The 13,554-nt window shown below is 38.3% G+C and carries 13 protein-coding genes; 2 read left to right on the forward strand and 11 right to left on the reverse strand.

The window, feature by feature from the left end:
- Nucleotides 1-205 precede the first annotated feature (205 nt).
- Nucleotides 206-1,120, forward strand: a complete 915-nt coding sequence (locus DQM95_RS05685) for a LysR family transcriptional regulator (protein WP_012658540.1) — start codon at nt 206-208, stop codon at nt 1,118-1,120.
- A gap of 16 nt (nt 1,121-1,136) precedes the next feature.
- On the opposite strand, the gene DQM95_RS05690 is transcribed toward DQM95_RS05685, so the two are convergent.
- The 6 genes from DQM95_RS05690 to rpiA all read right to left on the reverse strand — a co-directional run bounded on the left by DQM95_RS05690 (nt 1,137) and on the right by rpiA (nt 6,073).
- Nucleotides 1,137-1,916, reverse strand: coding sequence for a hypothetical protein (locus tag DQM95_RS05690; protein ID WP_037592047.1), 780 nt, complete (start codon nt 1,914-1,916; stop codon nt 1,137-1,139).
- Nucleotides 1,909-2,622 carry a purine-nucleoside phosphorylase gene (gene deoD / locus DQM95_RS05695; RefSeq protein ID WP_037592497.1) on the reverse strand — a complete coding sequence of 238 codons (714 nt, stop codon included), beginning with the start codon at nt 2,620-2,622 and terminating at the stop codon, nt 1,909-1,911. The genes DQM95_RS05690 and deoD overlap by 8 nt, the downstream gene beginning before the upstream one ends.
- Nucleotides 2,623-2,862: 240 nt before the next feature.
- On the reverse strand, nt 2,863-3,672 hold the full coding sequence (locus DQM95_RS05700) for a purine-nucleoside phosphorylase (RefSeq protein ID WP_037592046.1): 810 nt from the start codon (nt 3,670-3,672) through the stop codon (nt 2,863-2,865).
- Between the two features lie 20 nt (nt 3,673-3,692).
- On the reverse strand, nt 3,693-4,100 hold the full coding sequence (arsC, locus tag DQM95_RS05705; RefSeq protein WP_037592045.1) for an arsenate reductase (glutaredoxin): 408 nt from the start codon (nt 4,098-4,100) through the stop codon (nt 3,693-3,695).
- A 14-nt stretch (nt 4,101-4,114) separates the two neighbouring features.
- Nucleotides 4,115-5,326: a phosphopentomutase gene (locus DQM95_RS05710; RefSeq protein ID WP_037592044.1), complete on the reverse strand. Its 1,212-nt coding sequence runs from the start codon at nt 5,324-5,326 to the stop codon at nt 4,115-4,117.
- Between the two features lie 66 nt (nt 5,327-5,392).
- Nucleotides 5,393-6,073, reverse strand: coding sequence for a ribose-5-phosphate isomerase RpiA (rpiA, locus tag DQM95_RS05715; protein WP_037592043.1), 681 nt, complete (start codon nt 6,071-6,073; stop codon nt 5,393-5,395).
- Nucleotides 6,074-6,227: 154 nt separating this feature from the next.
- Here rpiA and mnmE point away from each other — a divergent pair, with 154 nt between their 5' ends.
- On the forward strand, nt 6,228-7,604 hold the full coding sequence (gene mnmE / locus DQM95_RS05720) for a tRNA uridine-5-carboxymethylaminomethyl(34) synthesis GTPase MnmE (RefSeq protein ID WP_037592041.1): 1,377 nt from the start codon (nt 6,228-6,230) through the stop codon (nt 7,602-7,604).
- A 206-nt stretch (nt 7,605-7,810) separates the two neighbouring features.
- Here the strand turns inward: mnmE and DQM95_RS05725 are convergent, their stop codons facing one another.
- The 5 genes from DQM95_RS05725 to DQM95_RS05745 all read right to left on the reverse strand — a co-directional run bounded on the left by DQM95_RS05725 (nt 7,811) and on the right by DQM95_RS05745 (nt 13,533).
- Nucleotides 7,811-8,407: a CPBP family intramembrane glutamic endopeptidase gene (locus tag DQM95_RS05725; RefSeq protein ID WP_230080770.1), complete on the reverse strand. Its 597-nt coding sequence runs from the start codon at nt 8,405-8,407 to the stop codon at nt 7,811-7,813.
- 259 nt (nt 8,408-8,666) lie between these two features.
- Nucleotides 8,667-10,070, reverse strand: coding sequence for a dipeptidase PepV (gene pepV / locus DQM95_RS05730; protein WP_012658548.1), 1,404 nt, complete (start codon nt 10,068-10,070; stop codon nt 8,667-8,669).
- Between the two features lie 122 nt (nt 10,071-10,192).
- Nucleotides 10,193-10,795 carry a nitroreductase family protein gene (locus DQM95_RS05735; RefSeq protein WP_037592038.1) on the reverse strand — a complete coding sequence of 201 codons (603 nt, stop codon included), beginning with the start codon at nt 10,793-10,795 and terminating at the stop codon, nt 10,193-10,195.
- 93 nt (nt 10,796-10,888) lie between these two features.
- Nucleotides 10,889-12,664, reverse strand: coding sequence for an excinuclease ABC subunit UvrC (uvrC, locus tag DQM95_RS05740; RefSeq protein ID WP_111685964.1), 1,776 nt, complete (start codon nt 12,662-12,664; stop codon nt 10,889-10,891).
- Between the two features lie 71 nt (nt 12,665-12,735).
- Nucleotides 12,736-13,533: a Cof-type HAD-IIB family hydrolase gene (locus DQM95_RS05745; protein ID WP_012658551.1), complete on the reverse strand. Its 798-nt coding sequence runs from the start codon at nt 13,531-13,533 to the stop codon at nt 12,736-12,738.
- Nucleotides 13,534-13,554: the final 21 nt, after the last annotated feature.

The raw sequence follows: 13,554 nt of genomic DNA on the forward strand, positions 1-13,554 counted from the left end.
TAGCATTTTGGGCCATAAAATGCAATTTCAGAAAACCGATAACAGCTCGCTTTTTTAACCTTATTATCATTTATATTTAATAGATGTTAGAATTTCATTTTTGTCCAAAGGCCAGGTATTGTGATAAATTGTACAATTATTAACAATGTAAGCACTTTAACAACTTTTTCTTGAAACTTTATTTTTTTTAAGATAGACTGTTTTTATGAGATTACAACAATTGCATTACATTATAAAAATCGTCGAATGTGGCTCCATGAATGAAGCTGCTAAACAACTTTTCATTACTCAACCTAGCCTTTCTAATGCTGTCAAAGATTTAGAAACTGAAATGGGCATTAAGATTTTTAACCGTAATCCTAAGGGCATTACCTTAACAAAAGATGGAGTAGAATTCTTATCCTATGCTCGTCAGATTATTGAGCAAACAGCACTTTTAGAAGATCGTTACAAAAATCATAATAGTAATCGTGAACTTTTTAGTGTCTCGTCACAACATTATGCCTTTGTGGTCAATGCATTTGTTTCACTTTTAAAAGAAACAGACATGACTCAGTATGAACTTTTTTTAAGGGAAACCAGAACTTGGGAAATCATTGATGATGTCAAAAATTTCCGGTCTGAAATTGGCGTTCTCTTTTTAAACGACTACAACCGTGATGTTTTAAGCAAACTACTTGAGGATAATCACCTGATTGCTGAAATGCTCTTTCAAACCAAACCTCATATCTTTGTCAGTGAAAAACATCCACTTGCAAAACAAGCATCGCTTCAATTCTCAGATTTGGAAGCATATCCCTACCTCAGTTATGATCAAGGTTTTCATAACTCTTTCTACTTTTCCGAAGAGATGATGTCGCAGGTCCCTCATGAAAAATCAATAGTTGTTAGTGACCGAGCGACACTCTTCAACCTCATGATGGGCTTAAATGGCTATACTGTAGCAACTGGTATTTTAAACAGTCAACTCAATGACAATCAAATTGTTGCGATTCCACTTGATGTCCCTGACATTATCGATGTCGTTTATATCAAGCATGACAAAGCAAACTTATCCAAGATGGGTGAAACCTTTATTGCCTTATTAAAAGAGGAAGTCAAATTCAAGCCAAAAAAATAAAGCTAACCCATTAGCTTTATTTTTTTGGTGAAAATTGCGATTCAATAACGGTGTTTATTTGATCAAAGTAAAATGGTTCACGTTGATACATCACACCCGAGTAAGTTGCTAATTCTATTATTTTATTCAAAAATTCTAGGGATGAAAATTGGGTTGTCCGGTGCAACTCTTCTTCATCAAAGGCTTTAATCAGGTGAGCTAGCGGATTTCGGACAGACTTTTCAAATTGGCGCAATTGTCTAACGGTTTCTTTAACATTTTCTGGCAACTGTGACAGCTGCAACAAATCCGCTAGGCTACGCGTTGTGACATTACGACTTTGTCTTTGTCCCAAAAAACTCTCAAAAATAGGATGTTGCGCTTCTTTCATGCGATCAAACTCCCATGTGTCATATTGATCATTTTTGGCGTCACGAACATATTGATCAAAGTTAGGGATTTGCTTTCTGATTAAGCGCAAAAATAAGCGGTACAAAATAGGTGAGACGGAGCGCACAAAATCGATGATTTCACCATTCTTCACCTTTATTTCCAAATCGTAAATGTAATTAGCAAGTTGCTCTTCTTCAATGGAGTCGTTAACCTGCAAGCTGATACCATATTGGCTTTCAATGTCAGCTACTTCTTTTGCATGCTGACTGAGAAAGTCTAAATTCAATTCCCGTCTTTCTTTTAGCAACTCAATTAAAAAGAGAGCATCAGAAGGAAATTGGGGAATAGACTTAGCTACTCTAAAAGCATGGTTATAGGCATAAACATCCAGAAGAATATGAAGCGTATTTTCAAGATCAGTCATTGGCAATTAGCGTTTCTAGTCCAACCTTCATCATATCCGTAAATGTGGTTTGACGTTCTTCAGCACTAGTGTCTTCACTAGGATCGTTAAGATTATCAGAAATAGTCATAATCCCAAGAGCCTTAACCTGATGTTGAGCTGCCAAATAGTAAAGGGCCGCAGCTTCCATTTCAATAGCCTTAACTCCTAGTTTACCAAGAGCCATGTTGCGTTCAGGCATATTGGAATAGAAAACATCCGAAGATAAAACACTACCCACATGAGTGGTCATACCAAGGTCTTTAGCAATGTGATAAGCTTTATCTAAAAGACCAAAGTCGGCAATTTGAGGGAAATCAAATTCAGGGAAGTCATTACGAATGATGTTTGAATTCGTAGCTGCCGCTTGAGCAAGAACCAATTCACGGACATGCACGTTCGGATCGATAGAACCAGCAGTTCCAACACGAATCAAGGTTTTGACCCCATAATCAACAATTAATTCACGAGCATAAATGGAGATGGAAGGCATACCCATACCCGTTCCCATAACAGAAACGCGATGACCTTTATAAGTCCCAGTATAACCAAGCATCCCACGAATCTCATTAAAACAAACAGCATCTTCCAAAAAATTCTCAGCAATAAACTTAGCCCGCAAAGGATCCCCAGGAAGTAAAATTTTATCAGCAATATCGCCCACACGCGCAGAAATGTGAATACTCATATAAGATACCAAGGCCGAGTTCAAATGCTTGAACCCGACACCCTTTCTTTCTTTCAATTTTTTTAAAGGAGTTTTCCGAGCTTTCACCTCGTCTTTTGGATTTCTATGACGAGGCTAGGAATCATCCACTGGATCATTTCCACAAGTTCAGTTCCTTTCTTTCTCTATTTTAGGAGGATAGCCCGAGTTCAAATGCTTGAACCCGTCACCCTTTTAATGAGTTGAACCTATAAAACTATCTTATAACTCAACCAAGATTTCTTTGATTAACGTTTTGAAGTTCTCTTTAATGCCTTGTGTTACTTCGACAACTTCTTCATGGTTTAACTCTGATTGGAAACCTGCAGCAAAGTTAGTAATAGCAGAAATACCAAGAACTTTCATACCAGAATGAGCTGCCACAATCACTTCTGGAACAGTCGACATGCCGACCGCATCAGCACCCATGGTTTTGAAAGCACGAATTTCAGCAGGTGTTTCATATGTCGGACCCGTTACACCAATATAAACTCCGCCCTCCAATTTAATGCCTAAACGATTGGCAACTTGATTAGCAATCTGACGGTATGCAGCTGTATAAGCATCTGACATATCAGGGAAACGAGGGCCAAAATCATCAAGATTTTCACCAATCAATGGATTTTGACCAGTAAAATTGATATGGTCTGTGATGGTCATTAAAGTACCAGGACCATAACCAATACCACCAGCGGCATTTGTGACAACGAGTCCTTGACAACCCAATGCTTTCATGACGCGAACTGGAAAAGTAACTACTTCAATAGGGTTGCCTTCATAAAAATGAAATCGTCCTTGTAAAGCTAATACTTTACGCCCTGAAAGTTCTCCATAAACTAATTTTCCTGCATGTCCAACAACTGTAGATTGACCCCAGTTAGGAATATCGGCATAATCAATCACAACGGCATTTTCAATTTCCTCAGCCAATTCGCCTAAACCTGAACCTAAAATCAAACCAAATTCAGGCGCTTTAATCCCTTTAAACTGTAAAAAATCTTTTGTCTCATTAATTTTGGTCATTAATGACATCTGTTTGTCTCCTCTTCTTCTTATTTAGGATAAACCACTTCACCGTCTTCCTTTGTATAAGGACTTGGCAGTGGTTTAGGTAATATATCCAAAACTTTTTCGGACGGACGGCAAAGCTTGGTTCCTTTTGACGTGATGACAATTGGACGATTGATTAAAATAGGATCTACCATCATCGCATCAATGATGTCCTCATCACTTTTATCCAAAGATGCCAATCCATGTTTGTCAAACTCTGGAACATTAGTGCGTAATAGATCGCGAACTGAAATACCCATTGCATCAATCAAGTCAAGCAGTTGATCACGACTTGGTGGATTTATCAAATATTCAATAACGGTTGGTTCGATACCAGCATGCTTAATCATAGCAAGAACATTTCGTGATGTTCCACAATTGGGATTATGATAAATGGTGATTTCTTCCATCATGTCTCCTTTTCTTATTTCAATTCAGCTAAGAAAGATTGTCCAATCATCGCTCTTTCAACACCAAAGTTTTCAGCAATGGTTGCCGAAATATCTGCAAAATGACCTTGCGGAATCACGCCACTCCCCTTAAAGGATGGTGAGTAAGCTAATAATGGAATATATTCACGGGTATGATCTGTACCAGCATAAGTTGGGTCATTACCATGGTCAGCTGTGATTAAGAGCAAGTCATTGTCGCGCATGGCAGAAAGAATTTCTGGAAGGCGTTGATCAAATTCATGCAAACAATCACGGTAACCAAAAGCATCACGACGGTGTCCGTATAGAGCATCGAAATCAACCAAGTTAGTAAAGGAGAAGCCTTTTTCAAATGCAGTCAATCCCATGGTTTTTATCAAGGTATCTATTCCATGGCTATTTGATTTGTTATGTCCCATATCATGATTGATACCTGAGCCATTAAAGATATCATTGATTTTACCAACGGCATAGGTATCAATACCTGCTTGATCCAATTTATTTAAAACGGTGTCTTCGAATGGCGATACTGCATAATCATGACGATTTGAGGTACGCGTGAAGTTTCCAGGTTCACCAACATATGGGCGAGCAATAATGCGTCCTAATAAAGCTGGACGTTCTAAAGTAATGGAACGAGCGTATTCACAAATACGATATAATTCTTCAAGTGGAATAATGTCTTCATGTGCCGCTATCTGTAAAACTGGGTCTGCCGAAGTATAAATAATCAGCTCACCCGTTTCCATTTGTCGTGGACCAAAATCATCAATGACTGCTGTCCCTGAATAAGGCTTGTTTGCTTCACGGATAACTTTACGTCCTGAGAATTCCTCGATTTTGGTTAAAATCTCTTCCGGGAATCCATTCCAAAAAGTATCAAAAGGCTCAGTGATGTTTAACCCCATGATTTCCCAGTGACCAGTCATGGTATCTTTACCAAGTGACACTTCTTCTAATTTTGTAGCATATCCTGTAGGATTTGATTCTGCCGCTACTGTTTTAAGGGCTTGTGGACGAGGAATGTTTCCTAGACCGAGCTTGGCCATATTTGGAACATCAAGACCCACTGCCTTAGAAATATGTCCCAGAGTGTCTGATGCACCATCAGGCACCCCTGCATTTTGGAAATTATTGGCATCAGGTGCTGCACCAATTCCAACAGAATCAAGAACGACTAAATGAATACGATCAAATGTTGACAAAATGTCTCCAATCTAAGGGAGGTTACGGTTGGCTCCCTAAAACCTATAAATATTTTTTAAACGACTTTATTTGCTAGGGGCTTCAAGAACTTTGACCCCATCTTTACCAGCAACGATGACTTTATGAACCATTCCATTGAATAAGCCATGCTCAACAACACCAACAGTTTTATCTAGCATTTCAGCAAACTCAAATGGTTTTTCAATCACTTTCAAATCAAGGTCAATGATAAAGTTACCCATATCTGTGATAAGTTTTTGGTCTTCTTTCATCCTAAATGAAGGCTTGTACCCAGCTTTTTCGAAAACACGGAACAAGCGTTCAGCACCATACTGAACCACTTCTACTGGAAGTTTGAAAGCTCCAAGTTTTTCAACCATTTTGGATTCATCAACAACCCAAATGTATTCTTTGGTTGGAGTTGCTACGATTTTTTCCATCAAAAGGGCCGCTCCGCCACCTTTGATTCCATTGAATTCTTTGTCTACTTCATCAGCACCATCAACAGTGAGGTCGATTTCATCAATCTCATCAACAGCTTTTAAGGGAATACCAAGGCTTTCAGCTTGTTTCGTTGTAGCACTAGATGTGGTTACACCGACAACCTGCAAACCTTCCTCATTGACACGACGACCAATTTCTTCAACAAAGAAATAAGCCGTTGAACCAGTTCCTAAACCAACAATCATTCCATCTTTGACATATTGGGCTGCTGTGACACCCGCCATTTTTTTAAGTGCTTCCATGATTCCTCCTAAATATAAAAATGAGTCCTAGCACTTTATTATACCATGAAAGCGCCCACTTGTTAATGAAAAGTTATCGCCTCCCGATTGATAACTCTAACGTTGAAAAGGGCAAAACCTTGCTTTATCATTAGACTTATTCTAAAATAAGAGCATGAGTATAACAAAAGAATTTGACACCATTACTGCTATTTCCACTCCCCTTGGTGAAGGGGCCATTGGAATCGTTCGACTATCTGGAACTGAAGCACTTGCTATCGCCAAAAAAGTCTTTAAAGGCAAGGATTTGGAAGCTGTTGCAAGCCATACCATTAACTATGGACACATCCTCGATCCTGAAAAAAATGAGATTTTGGACGAGGTCATGGTAACCGTCATGAAAGAGCCCAAAACCTTTACTAGAGAAGATGTGGTTGAAATCAACACACATGGCGGTATCGCAGTTACTAATGAAATTTTGCAATTACTAATCAAAAATGGAGCGCGCATGGCCGAACCAGGTGAGTTCACCAAAAGAGCCTTTTTAAATGGCCGTGTGGATTTGACCCAAGCCGAGGCGGTGATGGATATTATCCGGGCAAAAACCGATAAAGCAATGAACATAGCTGTTAAGCAATTGGATGGCTCTTTAAAAGAACTCATCAACAGTACGCGACAAGAAATCCTGAACACCTTAGCCCAAGTTGAAGTCAATATCGACTATCCAGAATACGACGATGTTGAAGAAATGACCACAGCCTTAATGCGCGAGAAAACGCAAGAGTTCCAAAACCTACTGGAACAATTATTACGAACAGCAAAACGCGGAAAGATTTTGCGTGAAGGTCTCTCTACTGCCATTATTGGACGACCAAACGTCGGCAAATCTAGCCTTTTAAACAACTTATTACGGGAAGAAAAAGCTATCGTTACCGATATCGCTGGTACCACTCGTGACGTCATTGAAGAATATGTCAACATCAAAGGGGTCCCCTTAAAGTTAGTTGATACTGCTGGTATCAGAGATACAGATGATATTGTTGAGAAAATCGGAGTGGAAAGGTCCAAAAAAGCGCTAAATGAAGCTGACCTTGTCCTACTCGTTCTGAATGCATCTGAATCGTTGACTGAACAAGATCGTGTTTTGCTGGATTTAAGCAAAGAGTCAAACCGCATTATTCTTTTGAATAAAACAGATCTCCCTCAAGCCATTGAAAAAGATCACATACCAGAAGATTACATTGAAATTTCCGTTCTTAAAAATGAAAATATCGACCAGATTGAGGACAGAATTAATGACCTCTTCTTTGAAAATGCAGGCTTGGTCGAACAAGATGCCACTTATTTATCTAACGCACGCCACATCTCATTAATTGAACAAGCTGTTCAAAGCTTACAAGCTGTAAATGAAGGACTTGAAATGGGCATGCCCGTAGATCTCCTCCAAGTAGATCTAACACGAACATGGGAAATCCTAGGAGAAATCACAGGAGACGCCGCACCAGACGAACTCATCACCCAACTCTTCAGCCAATTTTGCCTTGGGAAGTAAACAAGCCCGGTGGGCTTGTTTAGTCTGAGCCTTAAAACTGAAATGCGAAGAGAGGTCCAGTGGACTTCTTTGCTAAGAGACGAGAAATGTTAACATTTTATGAATTTAAAAGGAGCCAATAGCTCCTTTTTATTATTTATACAAGAAAAAATCTTCATTCCAAATAATCATTCCAAATAATCATTTCAAATAATCAATCTAATCATTCAGCTTAGAGATATAAGTAAAACCACCAAAGAATTATTGATTGTGTGGATCATCCATGGTGCCGTTAAATTATCAAACCAGATTCGAGAAAGCATGATTGAAGTCCCTAAAAACAAAACATAAGCCATTACTGCAGGAATGACATGGAGTATTGTGAAAACAAAAACAACTAAACATGCAGCAAACCATTTAGGAAAATAGAATTGAAACCAATCAAATAAAAACCTTCTGAAAATAACTTCTTCAACAAAAGGAATGAGGATACCAACTGTTAGTTCCATGACTAAAACAGCACCCCAACCTAAAGCCATCGTTTCATTACTTAACCCACCAGTATTGGATTCATGAGGAATTTGAAAAAACAAGGAAAGCAATGCTGCTCCTGCTATAGAAAAAATGAATGTCAATGGAATCCACCACAATAGATGCCATAAGGAGTGTTTTCCCTTATAAAAGCCAAAATCAGAAAAAGTCCATTTATTTTGATAACAATAGCCATACCATAATACAAAGGCACCACTAATACTACCACCAATCATCACGGATAGAGTAGTCAAGGCAGAATGTCGAAAAATAAGCCAACTAAAAATCCCCATATAATAGCACCTAAAAATAGTGCAAGAAGACTGTAAACAGCCCAGTAGTAATCTTTTTTATAATCAATCTTTCTCAAAATGATTTTACTCCTAAACTAACCGTTTTTAATATCACTTTACTAATACAAGTATTATATCATAAAGAAAAAATCATTAGTCGCTTGGAAATTTTTTGAGATAACCTTCCATTAGAATGGAACAAAAAAGTGAAGACATGATGCTTTGTCTTCACTCAGAAGTATGCCTTTCGGCTCCTTTTTTATTTGATTAATTCGTAGATTGCTTCTGCGTAAATGGCAGCAGAGCGGTAAATATTTTCTAATGGCATGTATTCATTAGCTTGGTGCATGGTGTTTTCATCACCTGGGAACATTGCTCCAAATGCTACACCACGTTCTAATAAGCGTCCAAATGTACCACCACCGATGATTTGTTCATAGCCTTTTAGACCAGTTTGTTTTTCATAGACGCTTAATAAAGTTGACACTAATTCATCATCCATTGGCACGTAGTGTGGTGTGTGCTCATGTTCTGATAAGGTAACTTCACGAACACCTTTAAGTTTTTCTAAACCTGCTTTAAGAACAAAGGCATCAATACCTTTTGGATAACGGAAGTTGAGAGCAATCGTGTTATCGTTTGACTCTTTATCAAAACTGAATACACCAGCATTCATGCTAAGAGCACCCATTTTTTCATCGCTATAAGCCATACCAAACTTCTTAGCATCGAAGGCTTCGTGTAATTGGTGACCAGCTAGACGCAAGTAAGCTTCAGCTTCTTTATTGAAAGCATAACGTGAAAGGTAACGTGCTAATAAAGTTGCTCCGTTGATTCCAAGTTCAGGAGTTGAGCCGTGAGCAGATTTCCCATGGATAGTAACTTTAATCTTGTCACCATCTTTAGAAATATCACCTTTTACCTGTTTCCGTTTAATATATTGATCAAATTCTGCTTCAAAGATATTGAATTCACGTGTGGTTGAGATAATAGCTGTTGCTGATTCTGGAACCATATTTTCACGAAGGCCACCTTTGAAGGAATGAAGAACAAAAGCACCATCGTTTTCTCCACCAAAATGAAGGTATTCTGTAATATTCCCTTTTTCACCATTAATAATTGGGAATTCTGCATCAGGTGAGAATCCAAAGTCAGGATCTTTCAATCCGTTGTGTGCAAAGTAGTAATCCATATCTCCCCAACCTGATTCTTCATCCGTTCCAACAATGAAACGAACTTTCTTAGAAACTGGTAGGCCTAAGTCTTTAATGATTTTCAAAGCATGGTAACAAGCAATTGTTGGACCTTTATCATCTGATGACCCACGCGCATAGATTCTATCATCTTTAACGACTGGCTCATAAGGATCTGTATCCCAACCAGCACCAGCAGGGACAACATCTAAGTGACCAAAAATACCAAGTACTTCTTCGCCTTCACCAAATTCAAAGTCACCAGCATAATTATCAATGTTACGTGTTTTGTAGCCATCACGTTCCGCCATTGCCAAGAAGTGTTCTAATGCTTTAACTGGTCCAGGTCCAAAAGGATGTGTTTCATCTGCTTGAGAGTCATCCCTTTCAGAATTAATGCGCAAAATACTGATTAAATCTTCTAAAATTTCATCTTTACGCTTTTCAACTTCAGCTTTAAAATCAATCATTGTTCTTCTCCTTATTCTTTAAAAGGAAATAAATGGCATGACAAAACATACAAAATATCTCCCACATTTTTATCCATTGATAGAAACTATTATAGCACTTTTTTCAGACAATTTCCGCACAATTAACGACGTTCAATCAATTCGTCAACAGGAAGGCGATAAGTTGGCTCAGGCTTGTCATCACTGTAACCAACTGTAATTAAAATTTCCGGTCGGAAGCGTTTATCAATCCCTAAAATGTCATTGGTTAGGGATTTATCAAAACCTAATATCATATTAGATGCAATCTTCTGGTCTGTCAAAGCCAAGACAAGATTCATGGCAACAAGACCAGTATTAAAGGACAGGTATTCTGCTTTTTGCATCTCATTAAACTTAGCAAAACGTGGTGGTAAAGTTTCCATATAATAGCCAATCATGTCATCTGGAAGAGACTTAACACCCACACGCGCAATCTTACGAGAGCGTTGAATCAAATCCGTATCTGAGAAGATGGCCACAACATATTGAGCTTGTTCCACTTGAACTTTGTTACCCAAGACCATATCTTTAGCCAAATCAGCTTTTTTATCTTCCACAACAACAAATTTCCAAGGCTGAATATTGTTAGCACTTGGTGCTAAAGTCGCAATCTCAATGGCTGTCCTCAAATCCTTAAAATCAACAGGTTTATCATTGAAGGTTTTGATGGCATGTCTTTTTTTGTTTAATTCTAGAAATTTCATGGCAAAGATCCTATCTATAATTATTTACTTGCACACCTATTCTACCATTTTTTGAAACTGTTTTCAGTATTTTTCTCAATTTTTTGAAAGCTTTTAAAGCTCATTAAAAGAGTCCAAAAGGGCTTGAGCCACTTTTTCCGGAATGCCCAAGCTACGCACCTCATCAACTGAAGCCTGGCTAATAGCCGTCATGTTCTTAAAATGTTTCAACAAGGCTTGCTTTCGCTTCGGACCAAGTCCTTCAATACCATCCAATTTAGAGGAGAAAGAATTCTTGCTCCGAACTTGCCTATGGAAGGTAATAGCAAAACGGTGAACTTCATCTTGAATCCGATGCAAAAGGAAGAATTCTTCGGAATTGCGTGGCAATTCGACCACTTCTAAGGGATCTCCAAAAAGCAATTCATGGGTCTGGTGCCGATCATTTTTTTGAAGACCAGCAATCGGTATTTGTAAGCCTAATTGGTTTTCGATAACATCCTTAGCAACATTAACTTGACCCTGTCCACCATCAATAATGATTAAATCAGGCATTTCTAGTTTATCCTTAAGAACCCGACTATACCGACGAAAAATCACTTCTCTCATGCTTGCATAATCATCTGGGCCAGTAACCGTTTTGATTTTGAACTTGCGGTAATCTTTCTTACTGGGTTTGCCGTCTTTAAAGACGACCATTGCTGCGACCGGGCTTGTCCCTTGAATGTTTGAGTTATCAAAGGCCTCAATCCGATAGGGGCGGTCAATCTGTAATAACTGTCCTAAGTGATCTATGGCACCTTTGGTTTTCCTTAAATCCTTCTCCAATAAATCAAACTTTTGTTGCAAGCTTACGCGTGCATTCTTAGTGGCGAGGGCCACCAATTGTTTCTTTTCACCTCTTTGCGGCTTAACAATCTTGGTTGGAACTACAGCCTGCACCAAGTCTTGGTCAATGGTATCAGGAATGAAGACTTCCTTTGGTAAAAAATGCTTCTGGTCTAAATAAAATTGCCCAATATAAGTTAAGAAATCTTCTTCAGCTTCATTGTAGTAAGGAAACATGTTAACATCTCGCTGAATGAGCTTGCCTTGGCGCACAAAGAAAACCTGAACACACATCCAACCTTTATCCACGTAGTAACCAAAGATATCCCTATCTTGAAGGTCCTTACTCATGATCCTTTGTTTGGTTCGCAAGGTGGCAATGCCAGAAATCAAATCACGGTATTCTGCAGCTCTTTCAAATTCCATTGCCTGAGAAGCAGCAAGCATTTTTTCCTTTAAGCCGGTCACAATCTTATCATCTTTTCCTGTCAAAAAGAGTTTGACATCTTCAACAAGACCATCCCAATAGGCTTTGTCGGTTTGACAAATGCTATGAGCATTGCATTGCCCTAAATGGTAATAAAAACACACTTTATTGATTGGATCCTTGCATTTTTTAAAGGGAAAAATACGGTCTAAGAGTTTTTTGACCTCATTTGCCGTGTAGGAATCTGGGTAAGGGCCAAAATAAAGACCATCTTGTTTTTTGATTTGTCTAGTAATCAGTAGTCGAGGAAAAGGCTCATTGGTAATCTTAATAAAGGGATAAGATTTATCATCTTTCAATTTGATATTGTACTTGGGCATATTCTTTTGAATCAGATTAATTTCCAAAAGAAGGGCTTCAGTATTTGAACCTGTGACAATAAACTCAAAATCTTCTATCTCAGAAACCAACATTTCTGTCTTGGTGTCGTGACTTCCTCGGAAATAAGAGCGGACCCGATTCCGTAAATTTTTAGCCTTACCAACATAAATAATGGTTCCATCTTTATCTTTATGGAGATAACAACCCGGACTATCCGGAAGTAACTCCAACTTATGTTTAATCAGTTCATTCATACCATCTATTCTACCAAATAATCATTCGTTTGACGCAAAAAAGAGCCGACATGAGTCAACTCTTTCAAAGATTATAGCATTTTATTAATGGCCACCAAAACCCCATTATCATCATTGGATGAGGTCAGGAAAGTCGCCTGCTTTTTAACCTTGTCATTGGCATTCATCATAGCATAAGAATGTTCTGTCAAGGCTAACATTTCCAAATCATTGTCGCTATCACCAAAAGCCATCAATTGATTAGCTTCTAACCCCCATCTGTCTAGGAGAAAACGCATAGCAGAACCTTTATTTATTCCCTTTCGCATCACATCCACGTTGCCATGACCGGTTGCTACTGCAATGACCTGATCAGAAAGTGTTTGGTTCAGCATGTCGATAATCTCTTCAGTCGTATCTAAAGGGGTATTAAAAGAAAATTTTAAGATAGCATCTTCAGGTAAATCTTGAAAAGAATCCACCTCAACCATTTTAGTATAGTAGGTCCCAAAATAATCCTTATTTTCTTGACTAGCTGTTTTTAAAATATAAGCTGCTTGCTCACCACAAACAACTGATTCTGGCGATAGATCATTACGGTCCAAGTAAGCAATCACTTTTTCAACCACTTCCATCTCAATAGGACTGGTTTGTAAAAGCTCTCCTTGCTCAACAATAAAAGCACCATTCTCACCAACAATAGTCATGTGATCTGCAACCTCTTCAAAGAAGCCCTTTATTTGATAATATTGATTCCCACTTATCGCAACAAATTTTTTGCCGTCTTTAATAAGTTTATCAAAAGTAGCCTTAAAAAAAGCTCTATCATAGTCGTTTTGACTATTCAAAAAGGTTCCATCCATATCAGTCGCAAAAACCTTGATTTCCATCATGTCCTCCTAAAAAAGAAG

Source organism: Streptococcus uberis (assembly GCF_900475595.1).
Taxonomy (GTDB): domain Bacteria; phylum Bacillota; class Bacilli; order Lactobacillales; family Streptococcaceae; genus Streptococcus; species Streptococcus uberis.